24 protein-coding genes are annotated in these 24252 nt (G+C 63.5%); 19 read left to right on the top strand and 5 right to left on the bottom strand.

The window, feature by feature from the left end; genetic code table 11:
- Positions 1 to 53: 53 nt before the first annotated feature.
- The 8 genes from BRAS3843_RS10955 (at position 54) to BRAS3843_RS10990 (ending at position 8344) form a co-directional block, all read left to right on the top strand.
- Positions 54 to 2102: an elongation factor G gene (locus BRAS3843_RS10955; RefSeq protein ID WP_008968930.1), complete on the top strand. Its 2049-nt coding sequence runs from the start codon at positions 54 to 56 to the stop codon at positions 2100 to 2102.
- Between the two features lie 148 nt (positions 2103 to 2250).
- Complete coding sequence (locus tag BRAS3843_RS10960; RefSeq protein WP_035981403.1) at positions 2251 to 2550, top strand: helix-turn-helix transcriptional regulator; 300 nt, start codon at positions 2251 to 2253, stop codon at positions 2548 to 2550.
- Between the two features lie 101 nt (positions 2551 to 2651).
- Positions 2652 to 4412 (top strand): SulP family inorganic anion transporter, encoded by a 1761-nt coding sequence (locus tag BRAS3843_RS10965; protein WP_008968932.1) that lies wholly within the window; start codon positions 2652 to 2654, stop codon positions 4410 to 4412.
- A 68-nt stretch (positions 4413 to 4480) separates the two neighbouring features.
- Entirely contained in the window at positions 4481 to 5275 is a 795-nt protein-coding gene (locus tag BRAS3843_RS10970; protein ID WP_008968933.1) for a hypothetical protein, read from the top strand.
- A gap of 91 nt (positions 5276 to 5366) precedes the next feature.
- The gene (locus BRAS3843_RS10975) at positions 5367 to 6008 is read left to right on the top strand and encodes a YoaK family protein (protein ID WP_008968934.1); all 642 of its coding nucleotides are present in this window, start codon (positions 5367 to 5369) and stop codon (positions 6006 to 6008) included.
- A 31-nt stretch (positions 6009 to 6039) separates the two neighbouring features.
- Entirely contained in the window at positions 6040 to 6885 is an 846-nt protein-coding gene (locus BRAS3843_RS10980; protein ID WP_008968935.1) for a shikimate dehydrogenase, read from the top strand.
- 104 nt (positions 6886 to 6989) lie between these two features.
- Positions 6990 to 7613, top strand: a complete 624-nt coding sequence (locus BRAS3843_RS10985; protein ID WP_035981399.1) for a hypothetical protein — start codon at positions 6990 to 6992, stop codon at positions 7611 to 7613.
- Between the two features lie 113 nt (positions 7614 to 7726).
- Positions 7727 to 8344, top strand: coding sequence for a hypothetical protein (locus tag BRAS3843_RS10990; RefSeq protein WP_008968937.1), 618 nt, complete (start codon positions 7727 to 7729; stop codon positions 8342 to 8344).
- Positions 8345 to 8963: 619 nt separating this feature from the next.
- On the opposite strand, the gene BRAS3843_RS10995 is transcribed toward BRAS3843_RS10990, so the two are convergent.
- Together BRAS3843_RS10995 and BRAS3843_RS11000 are read right to left on the bottom strand one after the other, a co-directional pair.
- Positions 8964 to 9401, bottom strand: coding sequence for a hypothetical protein (locus BRAS3843_RS10995; protein WP_008968939.1), 438 nt, complete (start codon positions 9399 to 9401; stop codon positions 8964 to 8966).
- 147 nt (positions 9402 to 9548) lie between these two features.
- The gene (locus BRAS3843_RS11000; protein ID WP_008968940.1) at positions 9549 to 9773 is read right to left on the bottom strand and encodes a hypothetical protein; all 225 of its coding nucleotides are present in this window, start codon (positions 9771 to 9773) and stop codon (positions 9549 to 9551) included.
- 268 nt (positions 9774 to 10041) lie between these two features.
- Here BRAS3843_RS11000 and BRAS3843_RS11005 point away from each other — a divergent pair, with 268 nt between their 5' ends.
- A complete protein-coding gene (locus BRAS3843_RS11005; protein ID WP_008968941.1) occupies positions 10042 to 10659 on the top strand; it encodes a response regulator in 618 nt (205 codons plus the stop codon).
- The gene (locus tag BRAS3843_RS11010; RefSeq protein ID WP_008968942.1) at positions 10656 to 12290 is read left to right on the top strand and encodes an ATP-binding protein; all 1635 of its coding nucleotides are present in this window, start codon (positions 10656 to 10658) and stop codon (positions 12288 to 12290) included. The genes BRAS3843_RS11005 and BRAS3843_RS11010 overlap by 4 nt, the downstream gene beginning before the upstream one ends.
- A gap of 277 nt (positions 12291 to 12567) precedes the next feature.
- On the opposite strand, the gene BRAS3843_RS11015 is transcribed toward BRAS3843_RS11010, so the two are convergent.
- Positions 12568 to 13704, bottom strand: coding sequence for an alpha-hydroxy acid oxidase (locus BRAS3843_RS11015; protein ID WP_008968943.1), 1137 nt, complete (start codon positions 13702 to 13704; stop codon positions 12568 to 12570).
- A 135-nt stretch (positions 13705 to 13839) separates the two neighbouring features.
- Here BRAS3843_RS11015 and BRAS3843_RS41445 point away from each other — a divergent pair, with 135 nt between their 5' ends.
- The 6 genes from BRAS3843_RS41445 (at position 13840) to BRAS3843_RS11040 (ending at position 18934) form a co-directional block, all read left to right on the top strand.
- A complete protein-coding gene (locus BRAS3843_RS41445; protein ID WP_008968944.1) occupies positions 13840 to 13998 on the top strand; it encodes a hypothetical protein in 159 nt (52 codons plus the stop codon).
- A 201-nt stretch (positions 13999 to 14199) separates the two neighbouring features.
- Complete coding sequence (gene glmM / locus BRAS3843_RS11020; protein ID WP_008968945.1) at positions 14200 to 15549, top strand: phosphoglucosamine mutase; 1350 nt, start codon at positions 14200 to 14202, stop codon at positions 15547 to 15549.
- Positions 15550 to 15897: 348 nt separating this feature from the next.
- Positions 15898 to 16734, top strand: coding sequence for an outer membrane beta-barrel protein (locus BRAS3843_RS11025; RefSeq protein ID WP_083841351.1), 837 nt, complete (start codon positions 15898 to 15900; stop codon positions 16732 to 16734).
- 185 nt (positions 16735 to 16919) lie between these two features.
- A complete protein-coding gene (locus tag BRAS3843_RS11030; protein WP_008968947.1) occupies positions 16920 to 17771 on the top strand; it encodes an outer membrane beta-barrel protein in 852 nt (283 codons plus the stop codon).
- 86 nt (positions 17772 to 17857) lie between these two features.
- Positions 17858 to 18448: a glutathione S-transferase family protein gene (locus BRAS3843_RS11035; RefSeq protein WP_008968948.1), complete on the top strand. Its 591-nt coding sequence runs from the start codon at positions 17858 to 17860 to the stop codon at positions 18446 to 18448.
- 18 nt (positions 18449 to 18466) lie between these two features.
- Positions 18467 to 18934: a GNAT family N-acetyltransferase gene (locus BRAS3843_RS11040; protein WP_008968949.1), complete on the top strand. Its 468-nt coding sequence runs from the start codon at positions 18467 to 18469 to the stop codon at positions 18932 to 18934.
- 7 nt (positions 18935 to 18941) lie between these two features.
- On the opposite strand, the gene BRAS3843_RS11045 is transcribed toward BRAS3843_RS11040, so the two are convergent.
- Together BRAS3843_RS11045 and BRAS3843_RS11050 are read right to left on the bottom strand one after the other, a co-directional pair.
- Complete coding sequence (locus BRAS3843_RS11045; RefSeq protein WP_008968950.1) at positions 18942 to 19787, bottom strand: amidohydrolase family protein; 846 nt, start codon at positions 19785 to 19787, stop codon at positions 18942 to 18944.
- Entirely contained in the window at positions 19784 to 20770 is a 987-nt protein-coding gene (locus tag BRAS3843_RS11050; RefSeq protein WP_008968951.1) for an aldo/keto reductase, read from the bottom strand. Before BRAS3843_RS11050 ends, BRAS3843_RS11045 begins: the two co-directional genes overlap by 4 nt.
- A gap of 128 nt (positions 20771 to 20898) precedes the next feature.
- Here BRAS3843_RS11050 and BRAS3843_RS11055 point away from each other — a divergent pair, with 128 nt between their 5' ends.
- The 3 genes from BRAS3843_RS11055 to serA form a co-directional block, all read left to right on the top strand.
- Positions 20899 to 21189, top strand: a complete 291-nt coding sequence (locus tag BRAS3843_RS11055; RefSeq protein WP_008968952.1) for a hypothetical protein — start codon at positions 20899 to 20901, stop codon at positions 21187 to 21189.
- A 140-nt stretch (positions 21190 to 21329) separates the two neighbouring features.
- The gene (locus BRAS3843_RS11060) at positions 21330 to 22502 is read left to right on the top strand and encodes a phosphoserine transaminase (RefSeq protein ID WP_008968953.1); all 1173 of its coding nucleotides are present in this window, start codon (positions 21330 to 21332) and stop codon (positions 22500 to 22502) included.
- A gap of 203 nt (positions 22503 to 22705) precedes the next feature.
- Positions 22706 to 24252, top strand: a 1547-nt coding sequence (serA, locus tag BRAS3843_RS11065; protein ID WP_035981400.1) for a phosphoglycerate dehydrogenase, incomplete at its 3' end; no start/stop codon positions are given.

Below are 24252 nucleotides of genomic sequence, written 5' to 3' on the forward strand. Positions count from 1 at the left end.
TGGACGATCGCCGACCCAATCAAGGGCCGAGCTCCACATCGAGGAGACGGCGAATGGGACAAGACGTCAGAAGTCCCCGCGGTCCACGGTGCATCGCACTGGTGGGCCCTTTCCAAAGCGGTAAAACCACCCTGTTAGAGGCGATCCTGGCGCGGACGGGCGCAATCCCTCGCGTCGGCAGCGTCGATGCCGGCACCTCCGTCGGCGATGCCAGCCCTGAGGCGCGCCATCACAAGATGAGCACCGCGCTGACGGTCGCGACCGCGACGTTCATGGACGACAGCTACACCTTCCTCGACTGCCCGGGCTCGATCGAATTCGCGCATGACATGCGCGCTGCGCTGCCGGCGGTGGACGCTGCGATCGTGGTCTGCGAGGCGGACGAGAAGAAGCTGCCGCAGTTGCAGATCATCCTGCGCGAGTTGGAAGAGCTCGGCATTCCGCGTTTCCTGTTCCTGAACAAGATCGATCGCGCCAATGCGCGGATCCGGGAGACGCTGGCGACGTTGCAGCCGGCCTCGCGCGTCCCGCTGGTGTTGCGACAGATTCCGATCTGGAACGGCGAGCTGATCGAAGGTTTCGTCGATCTCGCGCTGGAGCGCGCCTTCGTCTATCGCGAGCACAAGGCCTCCGAGGTGATTGCGCTCGAGGGCGGCGATCTCGATCGCGAGAAGGAGGCGCGCTTCTCGATGCTGGAGAAGCTCGCCGACCATGACGACGCGCTGATGGAGCAGCTGCTCGAGGACATCCAGCCGCCGCGCGACGCCGTGTTCGACGATCTCGCCCGCGAGCTGCGCGAGGGCCAGATCTGCCCGGTGCTGCTCGGCTCGGCGCTGCGCGAGAACGGTGTGCTGCGGCTTTTGAAGGCGCTACGGCATGAGGCGCCCGGCGTTGCCGAAACCGCCAAGCGTCTCGGCATCAAGGAGACGAAGGAGGCGCTCGGCTATGTGTTCAAGACGCTGCATCTGCAGCATGGCGGCAAGCTGTCGCTGACGCGGCTGCTCGCCGGTCACCTTGACGACGGCGCGACCTTGCATGCGGCCGCCGGCGAGGCCGCGCGGGTCTCCGGCATTCTGGCCGCCAATGGCAGCTATGACAGCAAGCGTGCGGCGGCCGAGGCCGGGGACACCGTGGCCTTGTGCAAGCTCGACCCGGTCAAGACCGGCGACACTGTCGCAACCGGCAAGACCGCGCCTGCGGCGCTCGCCAAGGTCGAGCCGTGTTCGCCGGTGCTGGCGATGTCGATCGCTGCGGTCGACCGCAAGGACGATGTCAAGCTCGGCCAGGCGCTGTTGCGCCTCAACGAAGAGGATCCCTCGCTGTCGATGGTGCAGAACCAGCGCACCCATGACACGGTGCTGTGGGGGCAGGGCGAGATGCACTTGCGGGTCGCGCTCGAACGTCTGCGCGATCGGTTCGGCGTCAATGTCAAATCGCATGCGCCAGGGATCGGCTATCAGGAGACCATCCGCAAAGCCATCACCCAGCGCGGCCGGCACAAGAAGCAGTCCGGCGGCCACGGCCAGTTCGGCGACGTCGTGCTCGACATCAAGCCGCTGCCGCGCGGCGAGGGCTTCAAGTTCGCGGAGTCCGTGGTCGGCGGCGCGGTGCCGCGCAACTACATCCCGGCGGTGGAGGAGGGTGTCGTCGATGGGCTCACGCGCGGGCCGCTCGGCTTTCCCGTGATCGATGTCGCGGTCACCCTGACCGACGGCTCCTATCACAGCGTCGATTCGTCGGATCTTGCGTTCCGCACGGCGGCGCGGGTCGGGATCGCCGAGGCGCTGCCGCAGTGCGCGCCGGTGCTGCTCGAGCCGATCTATACGGTCGAGATCGTCTGCCCGACCGATGCGACCGCCAAGATCAATGCGATCCTGTCGGCGCGGCGTGGGCAGATCCTATCGTTCGACACCCGCGACGGCTGGTCGGGCTGGGATTGCGTGCGGGCGATGATGCCGGAAGCGGAGATCGGCGAGCTCATCGTCGAACTGCGCTCGGCCACCGCCGGCGCCGGCAGCTTCACCCGCCAATTCGACCACATGGCCGAGGTGACGGGCCGCGCCGCCGAGCACATCATCGCCGCACATCGCGACGCGGCCTGATTGCCACCGCAGCGCCCGTCATTCTCGTGCAAGCCTCACCCTCCCACGAGGGTGGGGCTTGTGCTTGCTTCACGTCCCTTGATGATGTATTTTACATCATTGTCTTTATCTCATGCATCAATTATGGTGTATGTCACGTGAGGCCATCGTGATCACGTCGTTCCAGATGCGGGCAGCGCGGGCGCTGCTCGGGATAGATCAGAAAGCTTTGGCCGAACTGGCTGGCGTGTCCTTGCCGACGATCCAGCGGATGGAAGCCTCGACGGGCAATGTCCGCGGCGTCGTGGATACGCTGACCAAGGTCATCGACGCGTTCAATCGTGCGGGCGTGGATCTGATTGGCGAGCATGCGCGCAGCGACGATGGCGGGCGCGGGGTTCGCCTGAGAGAGCCGGGGCCGCCCCGCCGCGTGGGCCGTCACATCGAGACAGAGCGCGACGCATCATAGGCTTGTCGCGCGGCACGATGGGCTGTTGTCTGATCGTGTCCAGGGTCGCCGTCGCGCCGCGTGGGCAGGGCGCTGGACGGTATCGCGGGAGCATTGCGGATATGGATATCGCCAGCGAGCGCGGGACGCGGAGCCGGGTCGGGCAGCATGAGCCGACCTTCGCCGAACTCTATGCGCCAAAATTGCTCACGGTGCTGCGCGAGGGCTATGGCTTCGCTGACCTGCGCGCGGACGCGCTGTCCGGCCTGACCGTTGCGATCGTCGCGCTTCCTCTGTCGATGGCGATCGCGATCGCGTCCGGCGTGTCGCCGGGCCGTGGGCTCTACACCGCGGTGGTCGGCGGCTTCCTGGTTTCGCTGCTCGGCGGCAGCCGTTTCCAGATCGGCGGTCCGGCCGGCGCGTTCATCGTGCTGGTGGCCCACACCGTTGATGTCCATGGTCTCGACGGCGTCATCCTTGCGACCATCATGTCCGGCATGATGCTGGTGATCGCCGGCTATTTGCGACTCGGCACCTACATCAAGTTCATCCCCTATCCGGTGACGGTCGGCTTCACCGCCGGCATTGCCGTGATCATCTTCGCAAGCCAGCTCAAGGATCTGTTCGGCATCACGCTGACGGCCAAGGAGCCGGGCGAACTGATCCCCAAGCTGGTCGCGCTGGCGCATGGCGCGCCGACGGCCAACACCTCTGCGGTCCTGCTCGCTGCGTCGGCCATCCTGATCATCGTAGGGTTGAAGCGGTTGCGGCCGACCTGGCCCGGCATCCTGATCGCGGTGGCGGTCGCCGCTGCCATCACCTGGGCTTTCGATCTTCCGGTCGAAACCATCGGCACCCGTTTCGGCGGCATTCCCCGCGAGCTCCCGCTGCCAGCCCTGCCGGCGTTTTCGCTGGCCAAGGTGCAGGCCGTGTTCCCGGACGCGATTGCGTTTACGCTGCTCGGTGCGATCGAGTCGCTGCTGTCGGCCGTGGTCGCCGACGGCATGACCGGCCGGCGTCATCGCTCCAATTGCGAATTGGTGGCGCAGGGCTTCGCCAATGTCGGCTCGGCGCTGTTCGGCGGCATCTGCGTCACCGGAACCATCGCACGCACCGCGACCAATGTGCGTGCCGGCGCCCGCGGGCCGGTCTCGGGCATGCTGCACTCGGTGTTCCTGCTCGCGTTCATGCTGATCGCGGCGCCGCTTGCGAGCTACATCCCGCTATCCGCACTGGCCGCGGTGCTGGTCGTGGTGGCTTGGAACATGGCCGAGAAGCAGGAATTCGTCACGCTGCTGCGCTCCTCCTGGGGCGATGCCGTCGTGCTGCTCGCGACCTTCCTGCTCACCATCTTCCGCGACCTCACCGAGGGCATCCTGGTCGGCTTCGCGCTCGGCGCGGTCCTCTTCATTCACCGCATGGCGGAAATGACCGGCGTCGAGGACGGCACTCCGCTGGTCGCCGAAGATCGCCCGGACTTCGACGATGCGCGCGTGCCCTACAATCCCAAGCTCGGCGCCGACAAGGACGTGCTGATCTACCGCATCACCGGCGCCTTCTTCTTTGGCGCGGCTTCGACGGTCGGCAGCGTGCTCGATTCCATTGCCGACCGCCGCAAGGCCTTCGTGGTCGATTTCTCCGCCGTACCCTTCCTGGATTCGACCGCCGCCAACGCCATGAGCCGGGTAGCGGCGAAAGCCAAGCGCCAGCGCATCAGGCTCTTCATCACCGGCGCTTCGCCCACCGTGCGCCGCGCGCTGCTGATGCATGGCGTGCGCCCGCCGATGGCGCGTTACCGTGAGAGCATCGAGCGGGCGGTCGCCGACATCAAGAGCGGCGAAGCGGCGCAAGACATCGCGGCCGAGGCGCTGGCCGCGAGCTGAGACGCCCAAGCACTTTGAATTTTCTCCAGCCTTCGTCCAGACTGTGCGCCGCGGCTTCGGTGCACAGCATGGACAGGTTTGATCTGGCGCGGAGGATGAAACGGCTGACGGCTTGGCTGGATACACGGCTCCAGCCGGACGGCCTTGCCGGCAGGCGCTTCCAGGGCCTCCCGTTCGGGGACGCCTATCTCACGATTGATCCTGAACATCAGGCGCCGAACGCCTCCGGTAACCTCAACCGGGTCCACCTCTGCGGCGCGGAACACGGCATGAGTGCCGATGGCGTCCGGCGCCTGATCGAGTTCTTCACTGACCATGGGGTGCAGCGGTTCTTTGTCTGGCTCAGCCCGGGACCGGACATGGACGAGGCAAGAAGGCTGCTCGACGCCTTCGGCTTCGCGCGCAATCCCTGGACCGGCTATCCGACGCTCATCCGTGAAGGTCGGGAACCGGTGCGTGCCGAGACAGATCTTGAGGTTCGCGAGGTCAGCCGCGCCGAGATCGCGGCATATCGCGAGCAGTTAGGGTCCACGCTCTGGCCGACGTATGCGACGTCTGCCGGGAAGGACGGCTTCTTCCACTATATGGCGTTCGATGGCCACCGGCCGGTCGCGATCGGAGTGCTCTGCCTGTTCGAGGACATTGGCTACCTCGCAATGGCGGCGACCGCGGAGAGCGACCGCCGGCGCGGCGCACAGCAGGCGTTGATTGCGAGGCGCGTGGCACAGGCCGAGCGCCTCGGCTGCCAAGTCCTGGTTTCCGAGACGCTACACATGCTCGAGCATTCCTACCGCAATCTGCAACGCGCGGGGTTCGTGGAGGCTTATGACAAGGAGGTCTACGAGTGGCGTGCACGAAGCTAGGAGTCCGAGGCCAGCATTCGCATTCCCGCCCGCGAGAACTCTTGCGAGCCTTGGCGCCAAAGGGCCGCTAACGCCGGGACTCTAGCTGAGCATGCTTGATTCACCCCGCAACCTCTTCCTCGCCCTCGCGTTGAGCGCGCTCGCAGGTTTCGTCGATGGCATCGGGTTTCTGCATCTCGGCGGCCTGTTCGTCTCCTTCATGAGCGGCAACTCGACCCGCATGGGTGTCAGCCTTGCCGAGGCGCATTGGGGGGACGCGGCCTATGCGGCCGGCCTGATCGGCCTGTTCGTGGCGGGCGCCGCCCTTGGCAGCCTGATCATGCGCCTTCGCAGCGCCTATTCGCAGGTGCTGCTGTTGATGCTCGAAGGTGGGCTTTTGACCGCGGCAACGTTGTGCCATCTGATGGGCCTGCCGCAGAGCGCAGTGGCCGGCATCGTGCTGGCGATGGGACTTGAGAACGCGGCATTCCAGATCCGGGGTGGCGGGGGACTGGGCTTGACGTATGTGACCGGCGCGCTGGTCAAGGTCGGCCAGCAGCTTGCGGCTGCGCTGACCGGCGGACCCTGGTTCGGCTGGGTTCCCAACGTTTTGCTCTGGGCCGCACTGGTGACAGGTTCGGCCGTCGGCGCCTGGACCTATCTCCGGATCAACCTGATGGCTATCGGGGTTGCCGCCGGATTTGCGTTCCTGCTCGCTGTGTTCGTGGCCGCAACCGTTGCGCGCAAGCATTGACTCAACGGCCCGCTTGGCCGATGTCACGGCTATGACCGCCGCTCCCAAGCCCCGCGCCGCCTGCCTGATCGGCTGGCCGGCGGCCCATTCGCGCTCGCCGCTGATCCACCATCACTGGCTGCATAAGCTTGGCATTGCCGGTGGCTACTCGATCGAAGCCGTCCCGCCGGAGGAACTGGCCGACTTCATCACGCATCTTGCGAGGCATGGCTTCATCGGCGCCAATGTCACGATCCCGCACAAGGAGCGTGTGCTCGCATTGACCGAGCCCGATGACCGCGCCCGCGCGGTCGGCGCTGCCAACACGCTCTGGTACGACGGCGATGGTGTGCTGCGTGCGACCAACACCGACGTCGAGGGCTTCGTCGACAATCTCGATGCCGCGGTGCCCGGTTGGGATCGCACCGACGAGGCGCTGGTGCTGGGCTCGGGCGGCGCCGCCCGCGCGGTCGTATTCGGGCTCCTGGAGCGCGGCATCGGTCGCGTTCATATCGTCAACCGCACCTTGGCGCGGGCGCAAGGCCTCGCCGATCAGTTCGGCGCGCGCGTGGTGCCGGCCGGGTGGGACAGCGTCGGCGCGCTGCTGCCGCGTGCCGGCCTGTTCGTCAACACCACCTCGCTCGGCATGCACGGCCAGCCGCCGCTCGCATTGGACGTCGGTGCGCTACCGGAACAATGCGTAGTCGCCGACCTCGTCTATGTGCCGCTCGAGACGGAATTGCTGGCATCCGCGCAGGCGAGGGGCCTGCGCACAGTTGACGGCCTCGGCATGCTGCTGCACCAGGCGGTGCGCGGGTTCGAACTGTGGTTCGGCGAGCGCCCGCAAGTGACTGGGGAACTGCGAGCGTTGGTCGAAGCCGATCTCACAAGGGCTTGAGGACGGAATAAGCCCGGCGACGAGGCGTATTACTCCTCGTCACCCGTACGATCTCGTGCGGGACCTGGATGAGAGTTCATCCTTGGTAAGCTCCGGAGCCTATCATGTCTGTTCGTTCTGCCTTGATCCGTCCTCTTGTCGTACTCGCAATGGTTGCGGCGCCGTCTGTGCTCGCAATTGCGCAACAGGCGCCGGTGCCGACGCGGGTGCGCGGCACCATCGAAAGCGTCGATGGCAACGTGATCACGGTGAAGTCGCGCAGCGGCGAGGACGTCAAGCTGCACATGACCCCCGATTTGCGCGTCGTCGGCGTGGTCAAGGCGCAGCTTTCAGACGTGAAGGTCGGCTCCTTCATCGGCGCCACCACGGTGCCGGGGCCGGACGGCGTGCCTAAGGCAGTCGAGGTGCATATCTTTCCGGAGGACATGCGCGGCACCGGCGAGGGCTCTCGGCCCTACGATCTCAAACCGAATTCCAGCATGACCAATGCGACGGTGTCAGAAAGCGTCGTCTCCAATGACGGCCACACGCTCATGGTCAAGTACAAGGGCGGCGAGAAGAAGGTCGATGTGACACCGGATACGCCGGTCGTGACGTTCGTGCCCGCCGACAAGTCCGAGCTGAAGGCCGGCGCCAAGGTGATCGCCTTCATGAAGCAGTTGGCTGACGGCTCGTTCGAGACCAGCCGCGTCAGCGTCGGCCGCGACGGCATCACCCCGCCGATGTAACAGACGCCGCTTCGGTACGTAGTTCCCACGATCCGCCGCGCCCCCGTCACAGGAATAGCCTTCCAGCGGCGGGGTTCGCAGTGGTGGATCGTTCAGCATCGGTAGGAGAGGTTATGTCAAAACTGTTGTCCTTGAAGTCGGGCCTTGCGGCGCTTGCACTCGGTCTCGTCTCCACGCTTGCGCTCGCTCAGCAGCCAACGACCGTCCGCATTCGCGGGCAGATCGAGGCGGTCGATGGTCCCGTGCTCACCATCAAGACCCGCGAGGGCAGCGATGTGAAGGTCAAGATGACCGACAACGTCGCGGTGTTTGGCGTCGTCAAGACCGCGCTGTCCGAGATCAAGGAGGGATCCTATATCGGCGTGACCGGCATGCCGCAGCCGGACGGCACGCAGAAGGCCATCGCCGTGCACATCTTCCCGGAAAACCAGCGGGGCGCTGCGGAAGGTTTCCGGCCCTGGGATCTGCGGGCAAATTCGACCATGACCAACGCGACGGTCGCGCAGACCGTCAAGGGGACTGACGGTCAGAACATCCTGGTCAGGTACAAGGACGGCGAGAAGAAGGTCGTGGTGCCACCGGACACGCCCGTGGTCACCTTCGTCGCCGGCGACAAGTCGGAAGTGAAACCGGGCGCGCAGATCATCATCTTCGGCGCCACCAAGAAGGACGACATGCTCGAGGCCAACCGCGTCAATGTCGGCCGCGACGGCATCACGCCGCCGATGTGACGCCGAACTTGTCATTCCGCTGCAATGCGGGCCACAACAACAGTGTGGTCCCTGCGAAAGCAGGGACCCAAAATCTCCGCACCGCGATGCGGATCAACTTTGGGACTAATTGACTTCGTCTGTTTCTGATCAGCTTCTGGCGACGCAAACTGAACGTTCGACCAAGCCTGCACATCTCACAAAGATTCGAACCGACGCTATTCTCCTGTCGGGGCGCGCTGATGCAGTCGCAAGCCGTCGCATCCGCGACAGCTGGGACATGACTCCTGCAGCCGGTCGATTGCCAAGCGGCGCAGACTCGCGGGGTCCAACTCGCCGTCGGCCGCCAGGGTCAAGATCTTCTCGGCGAGACATGCCAACAATGGCGGGGTCCGCATCGGACCGGGCACCGTTCGGGCGGCGTCTCGTAGAACATCCCGTAAGATGGTGCAACGATCGGCTCGAGACTGATGGAGCGTGACAGGTGACATGACGCTACTCCGCGAAAGCTAGGATTCTTGTCGTGGAACAGTTGCCGTGTCGGCTCCCTCGCCAGCAACTCACCGACATAGAGAGACGATTTGCTGTCGCTGGCGGAAAGTCGATTTTCCGCTTCGCACCACTCGGTTTTCGCTCGTGATCAGGTCACGCAGCGGCCGGGCTGCAGGCTCTTGGCAATCTCGGTCAGGATGCTCACGCTTGGCTCGCAGGCGATCGGGCGCTTGGTGTCCTGCGGCTTGATCGCCCCAGACTTGATCACGGGTTGCGACGATGAAGCTGCCGTGCCTGTTGTGTTGCGTACGGTTTCTGCCGGAGCCGGCGCCGCGGCCGGAATACGGAGGAGAAACGACGTATTGGCAAACACTGAATAGTGAAGCGAGATGATCTTAGTCTGCCCGATGGCGGGCAGAGCCTCTGCGCGATCCGCCTTGGCGGACCGGTTGACTGAGTTGGTTGTGGTTAAAGCTGCGCTGAGCAGCCCCACGGTCAAATCGTCCCCTGGCGCAAACTGCACGGCTCCGACGGTCAGTGCCGCTGCAATCGCACCAGGAACAACTACCTTGCTGGTATCTGACATGGCTACCGTTCCCTCACCCTGCTGGCGATTCCAAAAAAAAGGCCGTCGAAACTTGCCGTTCGACGGCCTTCGCGGTTCGCGTGTGATGTGGGGACAACCGTGGGGGCGGTTTGGGTCATCACACCGACCGAAGACGGCGATTAAGATCTAGGACAGGTCCACCTTCATCTGCTCAACGCGCCTCCGTGTCTTGGACAGCTTCGCAAACTCGTTCGCGAGCAGCTCGAGCAGCACTCTTCGCCTGCCCAGGTTTGCTTCGGTCGCCAGCCGTGCCTTGTAGAGCTCAATGTTCTGAGCAGTGACGAAGGTCGCCAACGCATCAACATGCGAACCGTCGCAAGACTGCATATTTGGGGGATCGACCACCTTCATGAGCCCTCCTTTCGCCTTTTCCAAGTTGCGGCGCCTGCTCGCGGCCCGGCCATTTGACCATTCGTAAAAAGCCTAGCGGTGGACGCGTGGGCGCGTAACTCGGGAATTCGCGAGCTAGTAGACCTACGGGATTGAGCGTCTCGAGCGCCGAAATACCGCCGGCCTGGGTAGGTCCAAGGCGCTGCTCAGAAACGAGAGTTGATCCTGATCAACTCGGAGGCTGGCGCGGCTGCTATCCGGCTTGCTGGCTGACGCTAGGGGAAACGATGTGCCTGGCAAATCGGTGATCCATGTCGTCGAAGACGATCGATCGATGCGCGAGTCCCTGCTCGATCTGCTCGAAGATGCCGGCTACAAGGTTCGCGCCTACAACAGGGCTGAGGAACTGCTGGCGCGATGCGCAGCGTTGGAACCCGGCTGCATCGTCAGCGATGTCCGCATGCCGGGCGTGGATGGTCTTACCCTTCTTTGCAGGCTTCGGGCCGCTGGCTCGAAGTTGCCGCTCATGCTGATCACGGGCCATGGCGACGTTTCGATGGCCGTAGCGGCAATGAAGTTGGGCGCAGTTGATTTTCTGGAAAAGCCGTTTGAAGCTGATGCATTGCTGGCTGCGATTGATGTGGCTCTGCATCCCCAGCAAAGCGATATCGGGACTGTCGACGCCGAAACGGCGCGCCGCAGCCTCCAGAAGTTGACGCCACGAGAAGACGAAGTTTTCAAGCGTCTGGTGACCGGAAAGGCAAACAAGGAGATCGCAGTCGAACTCGGCATCAGCCCGCGCACCGTGGAATTCCATCGGGCGCATATCATGGAAAAGCTGGCGGCAAAAGCGCTGCCAGATCTGGTTCGTCTGTGGCTCTCAAGCAATCTCGCGCAATCTAAATGAGCGACCAAGCTGGCTCTAAAGGTGCGTGTGACGGAGACACCATTAGCCGGCCGCCTGCCGACGAGGCCTTCGGCGGCGAGATCGGACTCATCTATCTTCAGCCGACGGCCAGTCAAAGTCGAATCGCGCTCGCAGTCGTCGTGCTTGTATTCTTTATGGTGGCGACTGTTGCTCCCTTCGCATCAGTCGCGCTGCCGATGTTTGCTGCGTTCATACCATTCCTGAACGCCACGATTCTCGTCACCGATCTGATCACGGCGATACTGTTGTTCGCCCAGTTCTCGATCTCCCGATCACGCGCGCTTCTGGTGCTTGCGGGCGGCTATCTTTTCACGGCGCTCATTGTCATTCCTCATGCGCTGACTTTTCCGGGCGCTTTTTCTCCGACAGGCTTCCTTGGCGCTGGTATCCAGACCACCGCTTGGCTCTATATTTTCTGGCATTTTGGTTTCCCAGCGGCGCTCTCAGCCTATGCCTTGCTGAAAGACAACCCGTCCGGAATTCGAGGCTCGATCCGGTCCGCTATCGGCCGATGCGTGGCGATCACGGTTGCAATCGTATTAGTGCTAACGGGAATCGCAATTGCGGCAGATCCGTATTTGCCACGCCTCTTCTCAAGCGCAACGGGTCTTACTACGCTCGGTACGTTCATCCCGTCGGTTGACTTGCTGTTCTGTGTGCTCTCGCTCGTGTTGATGTGGGTACATCGGCGATCTATTCTCGATCTCTGGTTGATGGTGGTACTTTGCGCAATGATCGGCGAACTGGCTCTTACGGTGGTCCGCTTTAGTCTTGGATTTTACGTCAGCCGCATGCTGTCAATTGCCACCTCGACCATTGTGCTCGTCATCCTGCTGGCGGAGACAACCGGGTTGTACACGCGTCTTGCTCGCGCAAACGCGATGTTGCGACGCGAACGCGACAACAAGTTGATGAACTTGGAAGCGGCAGTTGCGTCGATCTCGCACGAGGTCAAGCAGCCCTTGGCTGCCATCGTGATGAGAGGGAGCACTGCTTTGCGGTTCTTGGGCTATACCCCGCCGGACGTCGAAAAGGCCCGGTCGGCCCTCAACAAGATCGTAATCGAAGGACGCCGAGCGAGTGAGATATTCGATAACATTCGTGACCTGTTTCGGAAATCCAATCATCAGCGGACGACGATCGATATGAACAAACTCATCTCAAGCATCGTGGAGAGTTTGCATGTCGAGCTGGCAGACCACCGCATTGAAGTGCAGACCGAACTTCAGCCGGAACTCCCGCCCGTCTGGGGCCATCGCGGGCAATTGCAGGACGTCCTTCTCAACCTGATTCGCAACGCGACCGAGGCCATGGAAGCAGGCCAAGGTAAATTCCGGGTCTTGCGATTGACGAGCGAAAGGCGGCCAAACGATGGGATTGGCATCAAGGTCACGGACACCGGACCCGGCATCGATCCGGAGAGGCTCGACACGATCTTCGATGCCTTCGTGACAACTAAATCCCAGGGCATGGGGTTGGGACTGGCTATCTGTCGAATGATCGTGGAGCGCCACGGCGGTCAACTGTTGGCCTCGTCCGGAGAGGGCGGCGGCGCGCAGTTCGAAATCCTTCTGCCGATCGAGCCACGCCCCGATGCTGCAGCGAATTGACGACGGGTGCGGCCTGATGCCGCCTTCACCATCCAGTGCGCCTCAGAGCAGCGCGTCTAACCCGTAGATCTACCAGCTAGCAATTCACCGAGCTACGGAACGAGGCCGGACGCGGTAGTTCTCTTGCATACTTCAAGTAATTGTAGGCTGGTACGTGGAGCTGGTGCCCCGCAACCTCGCCGACACAAGAGGCCGCCGAATTTGTTTCGGCGGCCTCAATTTAGCTGTCGCCTGATGCCGTCGGCTGGGGCGACTTCACGTCACTTGAGGCCGTACCCTAATTCGCCAGCACGTGCCGGTCGATCTCCGCGATGGTGTTGACCCCGCACAGGCCCATCGTGGTGTTGAGCTCGTTCCTGATGATGTCGATCGCCTTCGCAACGCCCGCCTGTCCGGCGGCGCCGAGGCCATAGGCATAGGCGCGGCCGATCATGCACGACTTCGCGCCGAGCGCCAGCGCGCGCATCACATCCTGTCCGGAGCGGATGCCGCCGTCGAACATGATCTCGATCCTGTCGCCGACGGCGTCCACAATGCCGGGGAGCACATGGATGGAGGACGGCGCACCGTCGAGCTGACGGCCGCCATGGTTCGACACCACGAGCGCCTGCGCGCCGGTGTCTGCGGCGAGCTTGGCGTCCTCGACGTCGTGAATGCCCTTCAGGATCAGTTTGCCGGGCCAGATCGTGCGGATCCAGTCGATATCCTTCCAGTTCAGGCTGGTGTCGAACTGCGCCGTGGTCCAGGCTGAGAGCTTGGTGAGATCCTCGGTGTTCTTCACGTGACCGGCAATGTTGCCGAAGGTGCGGCGCTTGCCCTGCAAGACGCCGGACACCCAGGCCGGCTTGGTCGCGAAATCGAACAGTTTCGACAGCGACCATTCCGGCGGCACGCTCATGCCGTTCTTGATGTCCTGATGGCGCTGGCCGATCACCTGCAGGTCGACGGTCAGGCACAGTGCGCTGCATTTGGCGGCGATCGCGCGTTCGATCAGCGCCTTGATGAAGCCGCGGTCCTTCATGACGTAGAGCTGAAACCAGAATGGCTTCTGCACGCTGCCTGCGATGTCCTCGATCGAGCAGATCGACATCGTGCTCTGCGTGAACGGGATGCCGGCGGCCTGCGCGGCGCGGCAGGCATGGATCTCGCCGTCTCCATGCTGCATGCCCAACAGCCCGACGGGGGCAAGGATGATCGGCAGCGTGGATGGCTCGCCCAGGATCGTGGTCGACAGGTCGCGCTTGGAGACGTCGACCAGGATGCGCTGCCGGAACTTGAGCTTCTGCAGGTCCTCGCGATTGGCGCGTAGGGTCTCCTCGGCATAGGAGCCGCGATCGGCATAGTCGAAGAAGGCCTTGGGCACGCGGCGCTTGTGCAACTCGCGCAGATCCTCGATGCAGGTGATGTGCTTCATCGCTATTTGCCTCCCGGTCCCCGTCTTGCTTTTGGCCCGCGGGGTGTCATCTAGCATCTTTGCGGCAGCTGCCAAATCGAACTTGGAACTGGTGTGGATGCCGAGGCGTCAACACGAGCGGAGAGAAGGCCAGCCATGAGCACCAAGCCGAAAGACCGTGATGCCAAGGAAAAGGCGCGGCTCGAGGAAGAGCTGGAGGAGGGACTGGAAGAAACCTTCCCGGCCTCGGACCCCGTGAGCGCTGCGCAGCCGGCGCCGTCTCGCGACAAAGGCGGTAGAGGGCGACGCCAATAAAGCGCTACTTCCTTCGATAAATATCAGTATTAACAATGACTTAACCGCAATGCGGAAATTTTGCGGTAATGATTCATCATATTTTTTGAAGCCATCTTAGCAGTAACGCGATTATAACCCCGCGGCTGGCCGGTGATTGGAACGGATCGACTGATTCGCGACCCCGGTACGGGAATCCAGGGGGCTGTTGCTGGGGGTTTTATGAGCCGTAACTATTTCGGGACGGATGGGATACGTGGCCGCGCCAACGGCCTGATCACGCCGGAACTCGCGCTCAAGGTTGGCCAGGCCGCGGGTCTTCTGTTTCAGCGGGGCGACCATCGCCATCGCGTCGTGATCGGCAAGGATACCCGCCTGTCCGGTTACATGATCGAATACGCCATGGTGGCGGGCTTCACCTCGGTCGGTATGGACGTGCTCCTGGTCGGTCCGATGCCGACGCCGGCGGTGGCGATGCTCACCAAGTCGATGCGCGCCGATCTCGGCGTCATGATCTCGGCCTCGCACAACCTGTTCGAGGACAACGGCATCAAGCTGTTCGGGCCGCAGGGCTTCAAGCTCTCCGATGAAGTCGAAAAGCAGATCGAGCAGCTGCTCGACGAGTCGCTCGACAAGAAGCTGGCGCAGAGCGCCAGCCTTGGGCGCGCCCGCCGCATCGATGGCGTGCATGACCGCTACATCGAATTCGCCAAGCGCACGCTGCCGCGCGACCTCTCGCTCGATGGCCTGCGCGTCGTCGTCGATTGCGCCAACGGCGCCGCCTACAAGGTGGTGCCGGAAGCGCTGTGGGAATTGGGCGCCGACGTCATCGCGATCGGTGTCGAGCCCGACGGCTTCAACATCAACAAGGAATGCGGCTCGACTTCGCCGGAGGCGCTGTGCCGCAAGGTGCGGGAGATGCGCGCCGATATCGGCATCGCGCTCGACGGCGATGCCGACCGCGTCATCCTGGTCGATGAGCGCGGCCACATCGTCGACGGCGATCAGCTGCTCGCGGTGATCGCGCAGAGCTGGAAGGAAGACGGCCGGCTGGCGCGGCCCGGCATCGTCGCCACCGTGATGTCCAATCTCGGCCTGGAGCGCTTCCTGCAGGGGCAGGGGCTCGAGCTGGTGCGCACGCCGGTCGGCGACCGCTACGTGCTCGAGCGCATGCTGGCCGGCGGCTATAATCTCGGCGGCGAACAGTCCGGCCATATCATCCTGTCGGACTACGCGACCACCGGTGACGGCTTCGTCGCGGCCCTGCAGGTGCTGGCCACGGTGCAGAAGCTGCGCAGGCCGGTCTCCGAAGTCTGCCATCGCTTCGATCCGCTGCCGCAAATCCTCAAGAACGTGCGCTATCGCAGCGGCAAGCCGCTCGACGACGCCGAGGTGAAGGCTGCGATCGACAGCGGCCAGAAGCGGCTCAATGGCCACGGCCGGCTGCTGGTGCGCTCTTCCGGCACCGAGCCCGTGATCCGGGTCATGGGCGAGGGTGATGATCGCATCCTGGTCGAAGAGGTTGTCGACAACATTGTCGATGCGCTCGGCCACGCCGCCGCAGCGGCGTGAGCTGTTAGTTCGTTTTTGCTTCGCGACGTCTCGGGCCGGTCGTCATTGAGTTGACGGCCGGCTCAACTGTCTTTGAACGTTGTTAGTTCGTGCTCGAAATCCGGTTCGAGTGAACTCATCAGAACGAGCGGGCGCAAGTTCGCCGCTCGGTTCGTCAATACATTGTTAGGAAATGTTGCTGAGGACGCGAGCCGCGCCGCGTGTTTTCAGGATCTGGCACGGTAAGCAGATGTCAACCTTAATTATTAGGGTTAAGCGCCGCTTAAGCAATTGCTGCCATCGTAAGGCCGTCAGTTTTGATGTGAGGCCCGGATTTCGGCCGCCTCACCGGCCAAAGGGACGTAGGGAATGCGTAGCGTTAAGTCTTTGATCGCCGCAGGAGCGGCCTCACTGTTTTCCACACTGGCCTTTGCAGCCGACATGCCGATTGCACCGCCGCCGGTCTACGCGCCGCCGCCGGCCGACTTCGGCGGTTGGTATCTGCGCGGCGAAATCGGCTTCAGCAATCAGCGGACCAGTAACGTTCACTACACTCGGGAGTCGGCCTATACGCCGATGACGTCGTTCAGCCAGACCACGGCATTCGACACCGCCGGCATCTTCGGCGTCGGCGTCGGCTACCGCTTCAACAACTGGTTTCGTGCCGACGTCACCGGGCAGTACCGCGGCAATTCGAACTTCAAGGGGACGGACCGTTTCACCGCGACTGCATTCGGTACGCCTTATTCCGGCATCGACAATTACAGCGCCAGCAAATCCGAATGGTTGGTTCTGGCCAACGCCTATGTCGATCTCGGCACCTGGTGGTGCATCACTCCCTTCATCGGCGCCGGCGTTGGCGGCGCGCGCGTGACCATCTCGAACTTCACCGATACCGGCATCAACAGCTTCACCGGCGTTCCGAGCTTCGCCAGCGCACCGAGCGCCTCGAAGTGGAATTTCGCCTGGGCGGCCCATGCGGGTGTCGCCTATCAGGTCAACACCAACCTCGTGCTCGAGCTTGCCTACAGCTACGTCGACATGGGGGAAGGGCGGACCGGAATCCTGACGGCCTACGACGGAACGACGACGGGCAACTACTACAAGTTCAAGGACATCACCTCGCACGACCTGAAGCTCGGCGTGCGCTGGAATTTCGACAATCCGCCGCCGCCTCCGATGATGCCCATCGTCCGCAAGGGCTGAGCGGGCACCAACTCATGACTGCTTCGCGGCGCGGGTCCTCCCGCGCCGTTTGCTTTTGCCCGCTCGATCCTCCGATCGAGCCGGGGGGCTGAAAGATTTGCAGCCCGGCAGCTTTGGACACGAATGATTAAGGTTAACGCGCGATGATCGCGTCAGAGTTCAGGTGTCTGATTTGGAGCGTTGCAATGCGTAGCCTTGTATTGGCGGGTGTGATGTGCGGCCTGGCTTCCGCTGCTGCCCATGCCGCCGATCTGCCCGACCTGCCCATTCTGCGGGGCAGCGTCACCGACGGTCTCACCGCGTCCAGGACCAATTGGGAAGGCTTCTATGTCGGTGCTCAGGGCGGTTACGGCTCGTCGGACGAGAGTTTCAGCGGCAGCAATCAGACGATGACGGCCGCTCTGCTCGCCAACACTGCCATCGAAAGCGCCTATGGCGTGTCGCAGTGGCCACTCCCCTTCGGAAAGACGACGGCGCAAACCAGTGCCTATGGAGCCTTCGCAGGATATAACTCTCAGTGGGATGACGTCGTCCTCGGCGTTGAAATGAGCTATATGCACGGCTCCTTCGGTGGTACCGCGTCCGCGAGCATGTCGCGTTCATTTAGCTCTCCCGTGAACGGCTTTTATCATGCCGTCACGTCGACCGCGACGTCGTCCATATCGATCTCCGACATGGCCACCATTCGCGGTCGGGCCGGCTACGCTATGGGCAGCTTCCTGCCCTACGCATTCTTCGGGCTGGCACTGGGAAAAGCCGATACCACCCGGACCGTGTCCGTCGACGACAATTATGCCACAACCTACGCCGTTGCGGTCTCGCCCTGCAACAGCGCAACGCCGCCGTTCTGCGCGTCGCTGAGCGCAGCCGAAGGCCAGCACAATCGCCTCATCTACGGCTATTCCGCCGGTCTTGGTGTCGATGTCAATCTGGTCGCCGGACTGTTTGCCCGCTTTGAATATGAATACGTCCGCTTCACCACCAGCGTCGATACCAATATCAACACGGTGCGCGCCGGTCTCGGCTACAAGTTCTGAAACTTTCTCGGGCCTGCTGATCGCTTCCGGCGGTTGACACCATCGTGCTCACCTGCTGCTCTGTGATTTATCACGGGGCAGCGGGCATGAAAATCTACGGCGATCGCATATCGGGCAATTGTCTCAAGGTGAAATGGGTGTGCGACCAGCTCGCGCTGCCCTACACGTGGGTCGATGTCGACGTGGTGAAGGGCGAGACCCGCACCGCCGATTTCCTCGCGCTCAATCCCTGGGGACAAGTGCCCACTGTCGTGTTCGACGACGGCCGCAGGCTCGCTCAATCCAACGCCATCATCCGCTACCTGGCGCGCGACAGCCGCTTCATTCCCGCGGATGCCTTTGCCGCCGCGCAGATGGATTCCTGGCTGTTCTGGGAGCAGTACAGCCACGAGCCCTATATCGCGGTGGCGCGATTCCAGGTGGCCTATCTCGGCAAGTCTGTCGGCGCGCTCGATCCCAATCTCTTCATCCGCGGCTATCGCGCGCTCGATCACATGGAGCGCCAACTTGAAGCCACGCGCTTCCTGGTCGGCGAGGCGCTCACGCTCGCCGACGTCGCGCTGCTGGCGTACACGCGCATGGCGCATCAGGGCGGTTTCGATCTTGCCCGCTATGACGCAATCCGGCGCTGGATCGGCGATGCAGAAGCCGTCCTCGGCCTTGCGCCGCTCAGCTGAGCCAAGTCAGGACGCTTCATGATCAATGAACCCGCCATCACGATCCGCAATGCGCGCCGCGACGATGTCGCCGCCATCGTCGCGATGCTCGCCGACGATCATCTCGGCCGCGCGCGCGAACGGATCGAGGATCCGCTGCCGGCCGTGTATTTTGCCGCGTTCGAGGCGATCGTTCGTGATCCCAATCTCACGCTTGTCGTTGCCGAGCAGGCCGGCCGGGTGGTCGGCTGCCTGCAGCTTTGCATCCTGCCCGGCCTGAGCTCGCAAGGCGCCTCGCGCGCATTGGTCGAGGATGTCCGCGTTGCCTCCGACCGGCGCAGCCGCGGCATTGGCGAACAGCTGTTGCAATGGGCGATCGGCCAGGCGCGCGAACGGCGGTGCAAGCTGATCGAGCTGCTCACCCATCACAGCCGCGTCGATGCCCAGCGCTTCTATGAGCGGCTCGGCTTCGAACGAAGCCATGTGGGCATGACCATCCGGTTTTGAGGCCGGGCTAGACCGGCAGCCGATATGCCGTCTTCGCATTCTCGCCGAATGCCTTGTCGCGGACCACGGGGCCAAGCCTGGCCAGACATTGCTCCAGTGCGCGGCTGATGGTGCCATAGTCGCCTGCGAGCAGGCAGACCGGCCAGTCCGAGCCGAATATCAGCCTGTCCTCGCCGAAGCAGCGCGCGGCATGCGCCACGGACGGATACAGCCGTTCGGCATCCCAATCGGTCCACACGGCTTCGGTCGCCAGGCCCGAAATCTTGCACCAGACATTCCCGCAGGCGGCAAGCTCGGCGAGCCGGTCCGCCCAGGACTGATCGAACCCAGTTGCGATCGGCGGCTTGGCGCAATGGTCGAGCACGAAGCGACCGCGTGGGAATGCGCGCGCGGTCGCGGTCGCTGCCGGCAGCTCGCGGGTGCGGACCAGAAAATCATAGGTCAGGTCGCGCGCAATGACGGTCGCAATGCCGCGCTGGACATCGTCACGCAACAGCCAGTCGGCATCAGTCTCGTCATGCACCTGGTGACGGATGCCGACCAGCTTGCGGCCGCCGGGCAGGGTGCGCAGCCGGTCGATCGTATCGCCGACGCCAGGATCAGTCAGATCGACCCAGCCGACCACGCCGGCGATGAACGGCGTCGCGTCGGCGATGCGTAGAAATTCTTGCGTCTCCGCAAGTGCGGAACGGGTCTGCACGAGAATGCTGGCATCGATTCCGTTCGCGGCAAGCAGGGGCGCCAGATCGGCGGGACCGAAGGCGCGGCGGATCGGTGCCAACGCGGCGCCCTCCATCCACGGATAATCGGCGCTTGCAGGATCCCAGAAGTGCTGGTGGGCATCGATCATCATGGAAGATCTCCCGGCAGCGGCGCCTGCGGGTCGACCAGGTTGCGCGCGCGCAACTCCCGCCAGAAGGACGGCGGCACCAGCATCCCCGCCATCGCGATGTTTTCGGCCGCCTCGTCAGCCGTGCGCGCACCTTGCAACGCCACCGTGACCGCCGGATGCGCAAGACAGAATTGGATAGCCGCAGCTTTCAGCGCGGTGCCGTGCTGCTTGCACAGGTCATCGAGCTCACGTGCGCGTGCAACGAGGGCGGCATCGGCGTCTTCGTAGTTGAACTTTGCCGCGCCGTAGGCGTCGGCCAGAATGCCGCTGTTGTAGATGCCACCCAGAATGATGCCGATGTTCTGCGCCCGGCAGATCGGGAACAGCTCAGCCAATGCGCCCTGATCGAGCAAGGTATAGCGGCCGGCCAGCAGGAAGCAGTCGACCGGCACGCGCTCGGCAAAGCGCGCCAGCATCTCCGACTGGTTCATGCCGGCGCCGATCGCCTTGACAGAACCGTCCTCTCGCAGCCGCTGCAGGGCGCGGAACGCGCCGTTGACGGCGCCGTCAAAATGATCGTCGGGATCATGCACCAGCAGGATATCGATGCGATCGAGACCAAGCCGCGCGAGGCTCTCGTCGACCGAGCGCATCACGCCGTCATAGCTGAAATCGAATTGCGGCCGCAGGTCCGGCACGCCCTTGTAGTGGTCGTCTTCCACCGAGGCGGGACCGGCCGCGCGCAGCAGCCGGCCGACTTTGGTCGAGACCACATAGCTTTCCCGCGGTTGCGTGCGCAGGAAGCGCCCGAGCCGCTGTTCGGCGAGGCCGAAGCCATAGAGCGGCGCCGTGTCGAAATAGCGCACGCCGAGCGACCATGCGCGCGCGATCGTCGCTTCCGCATCAACATCGCTGACCGCTGTGAACAGCCCGCCCAATGGGGCGGTGCCAAGACCGAGTTGGGTGAGTTCGAGACCGCTCCTCCCGAGACGGACGCGTTCCATTGCTGTATCCTTTTTGTTGGCGCGTACCCGCGCAGATGGCTGCCCCGCCGCATTGTGCATGATCATCATTGACGAGACAATGAAGTCGGTTTGTGCGGCACGGCACAGGGATGAGGGGAGGAGGTGCGATGTCGGCGATCAACCCGCTCACGGCGCTCGGCGTCGTGCTTGCGACCGCGGCGACGGATGCGGTCTATGTGATGTTCACCTCGGCCGTGGTGGCGCGGCGGCGTGTCTCTGCTGCGACCTGGAGCTCGATCTGGTACATGCTCTCGTCCTTCGCGGTGATCAGCTACACCGAGAACTGGGTCTATGTCGGGTTCGCCGCGATCGGTTCGTGGATCGGCGCTTATGCGTCGATGACATTTCTGCATCGTCCGCCGGCGGGACAGGCGCCGCTCGGCGCGGCGCCGGAGTAGCGCACGCCGCAACCGGCCACATCCGCGTGAGCGATCTCGCGCCCCGCGCGAACTTCCTTGACGCTGCAGCGCGTTTCCTTTAGTCACGACGGCGGGACACCTCCCCCCAACGGGAGGCTTACTATCTGGAAGGGTAGATCATGACTGCAGCGAAGCCCGCTCAGCGGCCGGTCGTGCCGCATTTTTCTTCCGGCCCCTGCGCCAAGCGCCCCGGCTGGACCCCCGAAAATCTCAAGGATGCGGCGCTCGGCCGTTCCCATCGCGCCAAGATCGGTAAGGCCAAGTTGAAGCAGGCCATCGAGTTGACCCGCGAGGTGCTCGAGGTGCCGGCCGACTACAAGATCGGCATCGTGCCGGCGTCCGACACCGGCGCAGTCGAAATGGCACTGTGGTCGCTGCTCGGCGCGCGAGCTGTCACCACCATCGCCTGGGAATCCTTCGGCGAAGGCTGGGTCAGCGACATCGTCAAGGAGCTGAAGCTCAAGGATGTCACCAAGCTGCACGCGGCTTATGGCGAGATTCCGGATCTCTCCAAGGTCGACCCTGCGACCGATATCATCTTCACCTGGAACGGCACCACCTCGGGCGTGCGCGTGCCGAATGCCGACTGGATCAGCGCTGACCGCGCCGGCCTGACGATCTGCGACGCCACCTCTGCGGCGTTCGCGCAGACGCTCGACTGGCCGAAGCTCGACGTCGTTACCTTCTCCTGGCAGAAGGCGCTCGGCGGCGAGGCTGCACACGGCATGCTGATCCTCAGCCCGCGCGCGGTCGAGCGGCTCGAGACCTACAAGCCCGCCTGGCCGCTGCCGAAGATCTTCCGCCTCACCAAGGGCGGCAAGCTCAATGCCGGCATCTTCGAGGGCGAGACCATCAACACGCCGTCGATGCTTTGCGTCGAGGACTATCTGGATGCGCTGAACTGGGGCAAGTCGGTCGGCGGCCTGAAGGCGCTGATTGCGCGCGCCGACGCCAACACCAAGGTGCTCGCCGACTGGAAGGCGCGGACGCCCTGGATCGATTTCCTCGCCAAGGACCCGGCGATCCGCTCCAACACCTCGGTGTGCCTGAAGGTGATCGACCCCGCCATCACCTCGCTGTCGGCCGATGCCCAGGCCGAGTTCGCGAAGAAGCTGGTGGCGCTGGTCGAGAAGGAGAACGCCGGTTTCGACTTCGCTCATTATCGCGACGCGCCGGCAGGCCTGCGCATCTGGTGCGGCGCCACGGTGGAGGCTGATGACGTCGAGCTGCTGACGCAGTGGATCGACTGGGCCTTCGCTGAGGCCAAGGCGGCGCTCCCGAAGGCGGCGTAGATCGCGCGCGACGCTGATCTCTCTTGTAGGGTGGGCAAAGGCGCTACGCGCCGTGCCCACCAGGAATGTTAGCTGACACGAAAGAACGGTGGGCACGCTTCGCTTTGCCCACCCTACCAAGCTTTCGAGCTACGCCCGGCCTTCTCCCATAAGCGGAGACGGTCTGGAGTGCCATGCCAATTCCGCTTTGCAGGATACACAACATGTCCAAGCCCAAGGTTCTCATTTCCGACGCGCTCTCTCCGGCCGCCGTGCAGATCTTCAGGGATCGCGGCGTCGAGGTCGATTTCCAGCCGAATCTCGGCAAGGACAAGGACAAGCTCGCCGACATCATCGGCGAGTATGACGGGCTTGCCATCCGCTCCGCCACCAAGGCCACCGCGAAGATCATCGAGCGCGCCAAGCGGCTGAAGGTGATCGGCCGGGCCGGCATCGGGGTCGACAATGTCGAGATCCCGGCTGCCACGGCCAAAGGCATCATCGTGATGAACACGCCGTTCGGCAATTCGATCACGACCGCCGAACATGCGATCACCATGATGCTGTCGCTGGCGCGTGAGATTCCGCAGGCGGACGCCTCGACCCAGGCCGGCAAATGGGAAAAGAACCGCTTCATGGGCGTCGAGATCACCGGCAAGACCTTAGGCGTGATCGGCTGCGGCAATATCGGCTCGATCGTCTGCAACCGCGCCCAGGGCCTGCACATGAAGGTGATCGGCTTCGATCCGTTCCTGACCGAGGAGCGAGCCGTTGACCTCGGCGTCGAGAAGGTCGATCTCGACGAGCTGTTGAAGCGCGCCGACTTCATCACCCTGCATACGCCGCTCACCGACAAGACCCGCAACATCATCGATGCCGCAGCCATCGCCAAGATGAAGCAGGGCGTGCGCATCATCAATTGCGCGCGCGGCGGCCTCGTCGACGAGGCGGCGCTGCTCGATGCGCTCAATTCCAAGCATGTCGCGGGTGCGGCGCTGGACGTGTTCGCCGAGGAGCCGGCGACCAGCAATCCGCTGTTCGGCCATGCCAATGTGATCTGCACGCCGCATCTCGGCGCTTCCACGACGGAGGCGCAGGAGAACGTGGCGCTGCAGATCGCCGAGCAGATGTCGGACTATCTGCTCACGGGCGCGATCTCGAACGCGATCAATTTTCCCTCGATCACGGCCGAAGAGGCGCCGAAGCTGAAGCCGTTCATTGCGCTCGCCGAGAAGCTCGGCTCGTTCGCAGGCCAGCTCACCGAAAGCAGCATTCACAAGGTCCAGATCACCTATGAGGGCCACGTCGCCGAGATGAAGACCAAGGCGCTGACCTCGGCGGTGCTGGCCGGCCTGCTGCGGCCGATGCTCGGCGAAGTCAATGTCGTCTCGGCGCCTGTCGTCGCCAAGGAGCGCGGCATGGTGGTCGACGAGATCCTGCGCGCCGGCCTGAGCGACTACGAAAGCCTGATCACGGTCACCCTCACCACCGAGCATCAGCAGCGCGCGGTGTCCGGCACGGTCTATGCCGACGGCAAGCCGCGGCTGGTCGACATCAAGGGTATCCGCGTCGACGCCGAATTCGGCAAGTCGATGATCTATGTGACCAATGAGGACAAGCCGGGCTTCATCGGCCGCTTCGCAAGCCTGTTGGGCGACGCCAAGATCAACATCGCGACCTTCCATCTCGGCCGCGTGGCCGCTGGCGGCGACGCTATCGCTCTGGTCGAGGTCGACGGCGCGGTGCCGAAGGAATTGCTCGCGCAGATCCA

Source organism: Bradyrhizobium sp. STM 3843, assembly GCF_000239815.1.
Lineage (GTDB): Bacteria > Pseudomonadota > Alphaproteobacteria > Rhizobiales > Xanthobacteraceae > Bradyrhizobium.

Coding starts and splice junctions, on each gene's coding strand:
- BRAS3843_RS11045 (WP_008968950.1), bottom strand. CDS start 19,787: ATGATGATCGATGCCCACCAGCACTTCTGGGATCCTGCAAGCGCCGAT.
- BRAS3843_RS10990 (WP_008968937.1), top strand. CDS start 7,727: ATGTCAAAACTGTTGTCCTTGAAGTCGGGCCTTGCGGCGCTTGCACTC.
- BRAS3843_RS11000 (WP_008968940.1), bottom strand. CDS start 9,773: ATGAAGGTGGTCGATCCCCCAAATATGCAGTCTTGCGACGGTTCGCAT.
- BRAS3843_RS11025 (WP_083841351.1), top strand. CDS start 15,898: ATGCGTAGCGTTAAGTCTTTGATCGCCGCAGGAGCGGCCTCACTGTTT.
- BRAS3843_RS11030 (WP_008968947.1), top strand. CDS start 16,920: ATGCGTAGCCTTGTATTGGCGGGTGTGATGTGCGGCCTGGCTTCCGCT.
- glmM (WP_008968945.1), top strand. CDS start 14,200: ATGAGCCGTAACTATTTCGGGACGGATGGGATACGTGGCCGCGCCAAC.
- BRAS3843_RS10995 (WP_008968939.1), bottom strand. CDS start 9,401: ATGTCAGATACCAGCAAGGTAGTTGTTCCTGGTGCGATTGCAGCGGCA.
- BRAS3843_RS10975 (WP_008968934.1), top strand. CDS start 5,367: ATGCTTGATTCACCCCGCAACCTCTTCCTCGCCCTCGCGTTGAGCGCG.
- BRAS3843_RS11040 (WP_008968949.1), top strand. CDS start 18,467: ATGATCAATGAACCCGCCATCACGATCCGCAATGCGCGCCGCGACGAT.
- BRAS3843_RS11055 (WP_008968952.1), top strand. CDS start 20,899: ATGTCGGCGATCAACCCGCTCACGGCGCTCGGCGTCGTGCTTGCGACC.
- BRAS3843_RS10965 (WP_008968932.1), top strand. CDS start 2,652: ATGGATATCGCCAGCGAGCGCGGGACGCGGAGCCGGGTCGGGCAGCAT.
- BRAS3843_RS11010 (WP_008968942.1), top strand. CDS start 10,656: ATGAGCGACCAAGCTGGCTCTAAAGGTGCGTGTGACGGAGACACCATT.
- BRAS3843_RS41445 (WP_008968944.1), top strand. CDS start 13,840: ATGAGCACCAAGCCGAAAGACCGTGATGCCAAGGAAAAGGCGCGGCTC.
- BRAS3843_RS10955 (WP_008968930.1), top strand. CDS start 54: ATGGGACAAGACGTCAGAAGTCCCCGCGGTCCACGGTGCATCGCACTG.
- BRAS3843_RS11060 (WP_008968953.1), top strand. CDS start 21,330: ATGACTGCAGCGAAGCCCGCTCAGCGGCCGGTCGTGCCGCATTTTTCT.
- BRAS3843_RS10970 (WP_008968933.1), top strand. CDS start 4,481: ATGGACAGGTTTGATCTGGCGCGGAGGATGAAACGGCTGACGGCTTGG.
- BRAS3843_RS10985 (WP_035981399.1), top strand. CDS start 6,990: ATGTCTGTTCGTTCTGCCTTGATCCGTCCTCTTGTCGTACTCGCAATG.
- BRAS3843_RS11050 (WP_008968951.1), bottom strand. CDS start 20,770: ATGGAACGCGTCCGTCTCGGGAGGAGCGGTCTCGAACTCACCCAACTC.
- BRAS3843_RS11015 (WP_008968943.1), bottom strand. CDS start 13,704: ATGAAGCACATCACCTGCATCGAGGATCTGCGCGAGTTGCACAAGCGC.
- BRAS3843_RS11035 (WP_008968948.1), top strand. CDS start 17,858: ATGAAAATCTACGGCGATCGCATATCGGGCAATTGTCTCAAGGTGAAA.
- BRAS3843_RS10980 (WP_008968935.1), top strand. CDS start 6,040: ATGACCGCCGCTCCCAAGCCCCGCGCCGCCTGCCTGATCGGCTGGCCG.